At 55.9% G+C, this 6905-nt stretch carries 9 protein-coding genes; 8 read left to right on the top strand and 1 reads right to left on the bottom strand.

Annotated features, from left to right (window positions below; translation table 11 throughout):
* The first annotated feature begins 494 nt into the window (after window positions 1–494).
* From aguB to AC1DWM_RS29675, 7 genes are all read left to right on the top strand, one after another.
* Complete coding sequence (gene aguB, locus AC1DWM_RS29705) at window positions 495–1373, top strand: N-carbamoylputrescine amidase (RefSeq protein ID WP_223514754.1); 879 nt, start codon at window positions 495–497, stop codon at window positions 1371–1373.
* 5 nt (window positions 1374–1378) lie between these two features.
* Complete coding sequence (gene aguA, locus AC1DWM_RS29700; protein WP_223514756.1) at window positions 1379–2485, top strand: agmatine deiminase; 1107 nt, start codon at window positions 1379–1381, stop codon at window positions 2483–2485.
* Window positions 2486–2730: 245 nt separating this feature from the next.
* Window positions 2731–2943, top strand: a complete 213-nt coding sequence (locus tag AC1DWM_RS29695) for a hypothetical protein (protein WP_223514759.1) — start codon at window positions 2731–2733, stop codon at window positions 2941–2943.
* 291 nt (window positions 2944–3234) lie between these two features.
* Window positions 3235–3984 carry a 2OG-Fe dioxygenase family protein gene (locus tag AC1DWM_RS29690; RefSeq protein ID WP_223514761.1) on the top strand — a complete coding sequence of 250 codons (750 nt, stop codon included), beginning with the start codon at window positions 3235–3237 and terminating at the stop codon, window positions 3982–3984.
* Window positions 3985–4030: 46 nt separating this feature from the next.
* Window positions 4031–4444, top strand: a complete 414-nt coding sequence (locus tag AC1DWM_RS29685) for a GNAT family N-acetyltransferase (RefSeq protein ID WP_317849377.1) — start codon at window positions 4031–4033, stop codon at window positions 4442–4444.
* A complete protein-coding gene (locus AC1DWM_RS29680) occupies window positions 4441–5157 on the top strand; it encodes an AzlC family ABC transporter permease (RefSeq protein WP_223514764.1) in 717 nt (238 codons plus the stop codon). Before AC1DWM_RS29685 ends, AC1DWM_RS29680 begins: the two co-directional genes overlap by 4 nt.
* Window positions 5136–5453 (top strand): AzlD domain-containing protein, encoded by a 318-nt coding sequence (locus AC1DWM_RS29675; protein ID WP_010464672.1) that lies wholly within the window; start codon window positions 5136–5138, stop codon window positions 5451–5453. Before AC1DWM_RS29680 ends, AC1DWM_RS29675 begins: the two co-directional genes overlap by 22 nt.
* Here the strand turns inward: AC1DWM_RS29675 and AC1DWM_RS29670 are convergent.
* A complete protein-coding gene (locus AC1DWM_RS29670) occupies window positions 5370–6296 on the bottom strand; it encodes a LysR family transcriptional regulator (protein WP_223514767.1) in 927 nt (308 codons plus the stop codon). The genes AC1DWM_RS29675 and AC1DWM_RS29670 overlap by 84 nt on opposite strands.
* Before the next feature lie 391 nt (window positions 6297–6687).
* Here AC1DWM_RS29670 and AC1DWM_RS29665 point away from each other — a divergent pair.
* Window positions 6688–6905, top strand: a 218-nt coding sequence (locus tag AC1DWM_RS29665) for a transposase (protein ID WP_477796844.1), incomplete at its 3' end; no start/stop codon positions are given.

The raw sequence follows: 6905 nt of genomic DNA, 5'->3' as shown, positions 1-6905 counted from the left end.
AGAAAACATTGACCCCAGGTCAGACCGTCGCGGATTGATGCCTGCGCTCCTACCGGCCTTCGAGGCCTGAATGTAATCGGCATACCGTGAGCTCAACCAATGTTGGCCAGAAGCCAAAGATGGCTTCCTCGAATAGGCCTTATACATAGATGCAACCGGGTAGCAGTGTTTGAAAAGCAGGTAGACAGTGGGGGCGAGTCCATACATAGGAGTGAGCCTGCTCGCGATTGGGCAGGATCAGTCAACATCCATGTTGAATGTTCGACCGCTATCGCGAGCAGGCTCACTCCTACAGGGGATCGCGCTAATCAGATAGATATCGGCTTTTTAGTAAAAAAACATGACGGATGGTTTTCTGGTGGCTTCTAAAGCCGATATTTATCGGCTATAAAGTCACCGCAGCCTCGCTGTGGTCGATCCACAGCCTGTGCTTCTCATTTCTGTCATGGGTCGATGCCACACTCGACCCCAAGCCTTTGCTCAGGAGCCGATTCATGAGCCGTATTGTTACCGTCGCCGCTACCCAGATGGCCTGTTCCTGGGACCTTGAAGCCAATATCGAAACCGCTGAGAAGCTGGTCCGTGAGGCTGCAGCCAAAGGCGCGCAGATCATCCTGATTCAGGAACTGTTCGAAGCCCCGTACTTCTGCCAGAAGCCGAACCCGGATTACCTGCAACTGGCCACGACCGTTGAAGACAACGTCGCCATCAAGCACTTCCAGAAAGTCGCCAAAGAGCTGCAAGTGGTGCTGCCGATCAGCTTCTACGAATTGGCCGGACGCGCGCGCTTCAACAGCATCGCGATCATCGATGCCGACGGCTCCAACCTCGGGATTTATCGTAAAAGCCACATCCCGGACGGCCCTGGCTACCACGAGAAGTATTACTTCAACCCGGGCGATACCGGCTTCAAAGTGTGGAACACCCGCTACGCGAAAATCGGCGTGGGCATCTGCTGGGATCAGTGGTTTCCGGAGTGCGCGCGCAGCATGGCGTTGCAAGGCGCGGAAATCCTGTTCTACCCGACCGCCATCGGCAGCGAGCCGCACGACAAGACCATTTCCTCCCGTGATCACTGGCAGCGCGTACAACAGGGGCATGCCGGCGCCAACCTGATGCCGCTGATCGCCAGCAACCGCATCGGCAACGAAGAGCAGGACGGCTACGACATTACCTTCTATGGCTCGTCGTTCATCGCCAATCAGTTCGGCGAAAAAGTTCAGGAGCTCAACAAAACCGAAGAAGGTATTCTGGTGCACACTTTCGACCTCGACGAGCTGGAACATATTCGCAGCGCGTGGGGTTCGTTCCGTGATCGTCGCCCGAACCTGTACGGCGCACTGAAAACTCTCGACGGTTCCCTGGAGTCCTGATTGTCATGACCACTTTGCACACCACGCCTCGCGCCGACGGCTTCTATATGCCGGCCGAATGGGCGCCACATACCCAGACCTGGATGATTTGGCCCGAGCGCCCGGACAACTGGCGCCTGGGTGGCAAACCGGCGCAAGCCGCACACGTGGCGGTGGCAAAAGCCATCGCGCGTTTCGAGCCGGTGACCGTCGCTGTTTCCGCTGGCCAGTACGAAAACGCTCGCGCACGTCTCGACGTGCCGAACATTCGTGTGGTGGAAATGTCCAGCGATGATGCGTGGGTTCGCGACACAGGCCCGACCTTTGTCATCAATAACCGTAGTGAAGTCCGGGGTGTGAACTGGGACTTCAACTCCTGGGGCGGTTTCGACGGCGGCCTGTATTCGCCGTGGAACCGAGATTCGCAAGTCGGCGGCAAAATCCTCGAGATCGAGCGCAGCCAGCGTTATCGTACCGAGGGCTTCGTGCTCGAAGGCGGTTCGATTCACGTCGATGGCGAAGGCACCCTGATCACGACCGAAGAATGCCTGCTCAACCGCAATCGCAATCCGCACCTCAATCGTGCAGAGATCGAAGCGGTGCTCAGCGCGAATCTGGCTGTGGATAAAATCATCTGGCTGCCGGACGGTTTGTTCAACGACGAAACCGACGGCCATGTGGATAACTTCTGCTGCTACGTGCGCCCGGGTGAAGTATTGCTGGCCTGGACCGATGACCCGCAAAACCCGAACTACCCGCGCTGCCAGGCGGCAATGAACGTGCTGCAAAACAGCACCGACGCCAAGGGTCGCCCGTTCACGGTGCACAAAATGCCGATTCCGGGGCCGCTGTATGCGACTCAAGAAGAGTGCGCCGGTGTCGACCCGGTGGACGGCACTCAGGAGCGCAATCCGACTGTTCGTCTTGCCGGTTCTTACGTGAACTTCCTGATCGTCAACGGCGGGATTATTGCGCCGAGCTTCGATGACCCGCTGGACGGCCCGGCAAAAGAAATTTTGCAGACGCTGTTCCCGCAACATGAAGTGGTGATGGTGCCAGGCCGGGAACTGTTACTGGGAGGCGGTAACATCCACTGCCTTACCCAACAGCAACCTGCGCCGCACAAGGAGTGAGTGAGGTTGTAACATCTTGAGTCAATTGCAAAAACTGTTGAGCAGATGTTAATCCTCCCTTCTATATGAAAAGCCCGCAGCCCTAAAGGACTGCGGGCTTTTTTGTATCCGCTTGTCGACAGTACCGAAACATTGGCACAGCTCTTGTATCTATCACCGCGCGAAACAGGGAGGGGGAGAACTGCGATGTTCTGTCATAAACCTTGGATAAGTTAGCCGCTCACGAACCAGGAGAGAGCGCTGAAATGAACGCCGAAGTAAACGTAGTGAGCGAGCGGGCGTTGCATCCCCTGGCAATAAATGGCGAATCGCTCCAGGACCTTGCGCACTGGTTGAAGTCCAATGGAATGCGTCAGATCAGTGAACCTGATCCGCGTCGGACGATGATCGAGCGCTACCCCGCTGGTTTATTCAGTGAGGCGGAACTGGAAGCGTTGTGGGATGTGATGGAAGGATAAGAAGAAAAAACAAAGGATTGATAAAGCGCTGCCGGGATGGCGGCGCTTTTTTATGGGCGATGGTTTTATGAGCGACAAAAAATCGAAAAACCCCCGGACTGGTTCGGTGGGTTTTTTGCCTCATTACAGTAAAAAAGCACTAAAAACGGCTGTTCTCAGTCGTAAAAAGTGGAATTCAAGCCACTTCAAACGCCGTTTCAAACCGTGCTTGAGATGCCTGAAATTCTTTCTCATGGACGCAAATCCTGTGCTCTCTAGATTAGGTTGCTAAATGCACGGAGATTTAAAAAAATGCTCGTTTTGAACAAAGAAGTGGGCGAATCGCTACGGCGCGATAAATACGTCAACGTCAAAAGTAGCGACTTCAATTTATTCGGTCACTTCTCCGACTTCGTCAGATTGACCAGAAGTTGGGAAAACATGGAGCCTGACAGTTACTACGGTCAGGCCGAGGCGGGCAATCGGTACCGTCGCTACAGCGATTTCGAGTACAACCCGGTGACGCGTGAACTGACACAGCTGGAACACCGCGCTTACGTTCAGTCCAAGGCGAACAACAGCTATGTGGGCGGAATGGTGCGGCACTTCCAGGACTTCTCCGATGAAATCATCCATTCACCGGTGATGCGCAGCCTGATTGACACGGATTTCGAGGTGTACAAAAACGTTCTGCCACCAGAACTGCACAACGAAATCTGGCAATGCCAGATTCACCAGATCCGTATCGAGATCAAGCCAGGCAAACAACTGGAGATTACCCCGGAAGGTATTCACTGCGACGGCTACCCGTTCAGTGGTGTGCATTTTTGGGGGCGTAATAACGTGGAGGGGGCGGAGAGCCGCTTGTACAGCGCCCATGAACAAGAGCATTTGGCGTCGACAACGTACGAGGAGATTCTCGATACCACTTACTTCCTTGATCGAGACATGCGCCACTACGTCACACCGGCGCGCAATACCCATTCCCACAACATGGCTTATCGACAAATTCTGGCGATTTCCTTCTCGCGGCCCGGGACCGCTTTTGACATTGTTCGCTGAACAGCTCGACCCCATGATGAGCCTCGCCGAGTGCCCTGCACCGGTGATGTTGCGGCGCACGACGGCCAAAGATGCGCAGCGTCTGGAGCGCTTCTTTCGGCAATTCGAAGAGGTGTCTTTCTGCGAATGGCAGGACGCCAGATGCCTGCGCGGGGTGTTGGTGCAAAAAACCACCACCTCGTTTATCGCGCTGGACCTCAGTGGCGAAATCGTTGGCGCGGTGCTGGGTGGCATGCTTGGCAGTCGCGGCACTATCAACCACTTGGCGGTCAGCCCGATGTACCGCAGCCAGGGCGTTGGTCAACGGCTGGTTGAAGCGGCATCGGCGGACATGAAACGCGTGGGCGTGCTGCGGATGTTCCTGTTTGTCGACGATGCAAACCTCGCCGGTAAACGTTTTTGGAGTGCCCAGGGTTTTTGCGAACCGCGCGGCGAAAGAACATTTGAGAGAGATCTATGAATGAGACGTCCAGCAGCCAGCCGCTGATGGTCGGGCCCCGGCGTTCGCGCACCTTTGCCGAAGCCAGCCCGGTAGTGGCGGGTTATTTCACGGTGTCGTTTGTGTTCGGCCTGATGGCGGTCAATGCCGGGATGCCTGTGTGGTTGCCGGTCGCCATGTGCCTGTTCGTTTACGCTGGTGCTTCGCAGTTTGCCGCCCTGGCGCTGATTTCCAGTGGCGCGTCGCTGACCACCATTGTCCTCACCACGTTTCTGATCAACGCGCGGCACATGTTGATGTCGGTCTACATGGCCAAGGCGTTGCAGGCGATGGGGCTCAGTCGACTTGAGCGTTGGTGTTATGCGGGCGGGTTGACCGATGAATCGTTCGCTTTCCACAGCGTCAAACTGGGCAAGGGGGCGCCGGTCAATGTGCGTTACCTGATCGGCTTCAATCTGTATTGCCACACCTCATGGGTGCTCGGCGGTTTGCTCGGGGCGATTTGCGCGCAGTACGCGGCGCACTTGATCAAGTATCAGCTCGACTACGCGTTGACGGCGATGATGCTCTATGTGCTGGTTTCACTGTGCAATACCCGTAACAAACTCATCGCCGCACTGGCCGCCGTCGCTTGCATGGGCGCGCTGAGCCTGGCCGGCAGCTCGCCGTTCAACGTGTTTATCGCCACCTTTGTGGGCTGCGGGGTGGGTGTATGCCTGACCAAACGTTCCTGATTCTGGTCGTTGTATTGATGATGGCCGTTACATTTTTGCCACGAGCATTGCCGCTGCAAGTGAACACCGACCATTGGCCGCCCTTCGTCGCCCGGGCGCTGGAATACTTGCCGGTGGCGATCGTCGCTGCCATCAGCCTCACGCCGTTGTTGATCAAGGATCAACACGTGCAGCTCGATCGCCCGGAATTTTATGCCGCGATTCCGACGTTGTTATGTGCGTACTTCAGCAAAAACCTCTTTCTCTCCGTTGCGGTGGGAACGGCTGCGTACATTGCGCTCGGCTCGTTCATGTAGCGGAAGGTCGACCACGTCTTGCAACGCCTGGCCCGACAACTCAGGGTTATTGACCGCCAACCGCACTTCGAGGGCATCCTCGAAGCCAGGGAAAATGGTCAAGCCGTTACGTTGGGCCGCGTCACGGGACACCATGCCGAGGCCATCCATTTGCGTGATCAGCGACAGCGTCAGCGTCTCACTGCAGGAATAGACCATCCGTTTGCTCGATTCGTAATTGCCAAGGCCGGCGTCGAGAAAACGCAAAAAACTGTGGGAATACGGACAATCGCCGGCCGGACGCACCTGAAACTTGTTGCCGAGCAGCACCAACGGATCGTTTTCCTGGCCGCAATGAGCACCGACCACCTGCACCTGAACTTCGGGCAGGATAATGCTCGGCAACCCCGGCTGCTGCGGGCCGATCAACACGGCCAGGTCGAAATCTTCATTCTTCAGTTTGCTGAGGTTTTCCATCGACTCGGCGTAGCTGAATTCCAACTGATAGTCGGGAAATACCTCAATCAGGCGTCCGATCATTCGCCGATTGAAGTCAGACGAAAGCGTGGTGTTCAGCGCCACCTTGAGCGTGCGCTGCCCAGGCACCTTCAGCGCAGCCACTTTTTCTTCGAGTTGCCGCGTGGCCAGCAACACCTTGTCCATGTAAGGCGTGAGTTCCGAGCCCTGCGCGGTCAGGGTCAATCCCTTGTTGGAGCGACGAAACAACCGAAAACCAAACTGCTCTTCGACCTTGTTCAACTGCGCAGCCAATGCCTGCACCGTTAAACAGGAATGCTCTGCCGCCGCCGACAAAGAGCCGGTCTGCACTATGCGCATGAGGTTGCGTAGAGTTCTGCTATCCATGGGTAATGCCCTCTAAAGTGGGCTGGCTATTGTTGAGTACCTGGCCGTCGGTTGGGCGATACGTGTTGGCTATAATCCTGCACCCGAACCCGCTTGTCCCGAGTTTAGTAGCGAAATGATGTTGGCGTCCGATAGTTGGAGGGTTACGTAGGGTCGGGGTTTTTGGGGGAGGGTGGGTGATAGGGGTCAAAAAAATGCTCGGACCGGGAGGTTTGGGCATTTTTTTTGGGTGGGAAACGGGGATGGCGGTGCGGGTTTTGCCTGCGGGTGGTTCAGACCCAGCTCGTTAAACTGATTATTTCAAGCATAAAAAAGCAGCCAATCTGATCTGGCCTAATGAAATTGGACACATCAATAGGGCGCTATGATGGCGCCCAAATCTAAGGTGTGCATGATGATGCGAAAGTCCTATTCCAGCGAGTTCAAGCTCAATGCTGCAAGCATGGTGCTTGATGAAGACCAGCCCATTCTTGAGGTCTGCGCCAACTTCGATATCGGCCCTACTGCGTTGCGCCGCTGGGTCGAGCAGGTCAGGAAAGAACGTGCAGGCTCGACGCTAGCGGGAACAAAAGAAAGAACGTGCAGGCTCGACGCTAGCGGGAACAAAAG

This window comes from Pseudomonas sp. P4_C8, from assembly GCF_056401975.1.
The sequence above is the reverse complement of the archived record's forward strand: the minus strand, read 5'-3'. Positions and strand labels throughout refer to the sequence as shown.

Excerpts from the sequence above, each read along its gene's own strand:
- AC1DWM_RS29685 (WP_317849377.1), top strand. The coding sequence starts at position 4,031 with ATGTTGCGGCGCACGACGGCCAAAGATGCGCAGCGTCTGGAGCGCTTC.
- aguA (WP_223514756.1), top strand. The coding sequence starts at position 1,379 with ATGACCACTTTGCACACCACGCCTCGCGCCGACGGCTTCTATATGCCG.
- AC1DWM_RS29695 (WP_223514759.1), top strand. The coding sequence starts at position 2,731 with ATGAACGCCGAAGTAAACGTAGTGAGCGAGCGGGCGTTGCATCCCCTG.
- AC1DWM_RS29675 (WP_010464672.1), top strand. The coding sequence starts at position 5,136 with ATGCCTGACCAAACGTTCCTGATTCTGGTCGTTGTATTGATGATGGCC.
- aguB (WP_223514754.1), top strand. The coding sequence starts at position 495 with ATGAGCCGTATTGTTACCGTCGCCGCTACCCAGATGGCCTGTTCCTGG.
- AC1DWM_RS29680 (WP_223514764.1), top strand. The coding sequence starts at position 4,441 with ATGAATGAGACGTCCAGCAGCCAGCCGCTGATGGTCGGGCCCCGGCGT.
- AC1DWM_RS29690 (WP_223514761.1), top strand. The coding sequence starts at position 3,235 with ATGCTCGTTTTGAACAAAGAAGTGGGCGAATCGCTACGGCGCGATAAA.
- AC1DWM_RS29670 (WP_223514767.1), bottom strand. The coding sequence starts at position 6,296 with ATGGATAGCAGAACTCTACGCAACCTCATGCGCATAGTGCAGACCGGC.